The sequence below is a fragment of the Rhizobium ecuadorense genome (assembly GCF_001187535.1).
Taxonomy (GTDB): Bacteria; Pseudomonadota; Alphaproteobacteria; order Rhizobiales; family Rhizobiaceae; genus Rhizobium; species Rhizobium ecuadorense.
Genome location: NZ_LFIO01001240.1, coordinates 1 through 267 on the forward strand (window position 1 = coordinate 1; position 267 = coordinate 267).

A 267-nucleotide genomic window follows, 5' to 3' on the forward strand; every position below is an offset into this window, starting at 1 on the left:
GAATAAAGGTGACCCAGACCGAGCTTATAGGGGTCGATGGCCAGATCAAAGAGGCGCAGGGTGCCTACCAGACGGCAGTCGACGAATACGAGATGAAGGCGCAGCTCCTGACGAACAACGCTGTCGCCAGGCGCGAGGTCGAACGCCTGGCAACGACGATCGACGGCCGCAAGGGAGCGCTGGATGCAACGGTCGCGAAAAAGCTGACCCTGGAGACACAGATCGCCGTGCAGTTGCCAGCTCAAAGAGCAAGCGCCGAAGCGGCCC

1 pseudogene is annotated in these 267 nt (G+C 61.4%); it reads left to right on the plus strand.

Annotation, left to right across the window (positions count from 1 at the left end):
• Positions 1-267, plus strand: a pseudogene (locus AF337_RS25815) (HlyD family secretion protein); the annotation flags it as partial.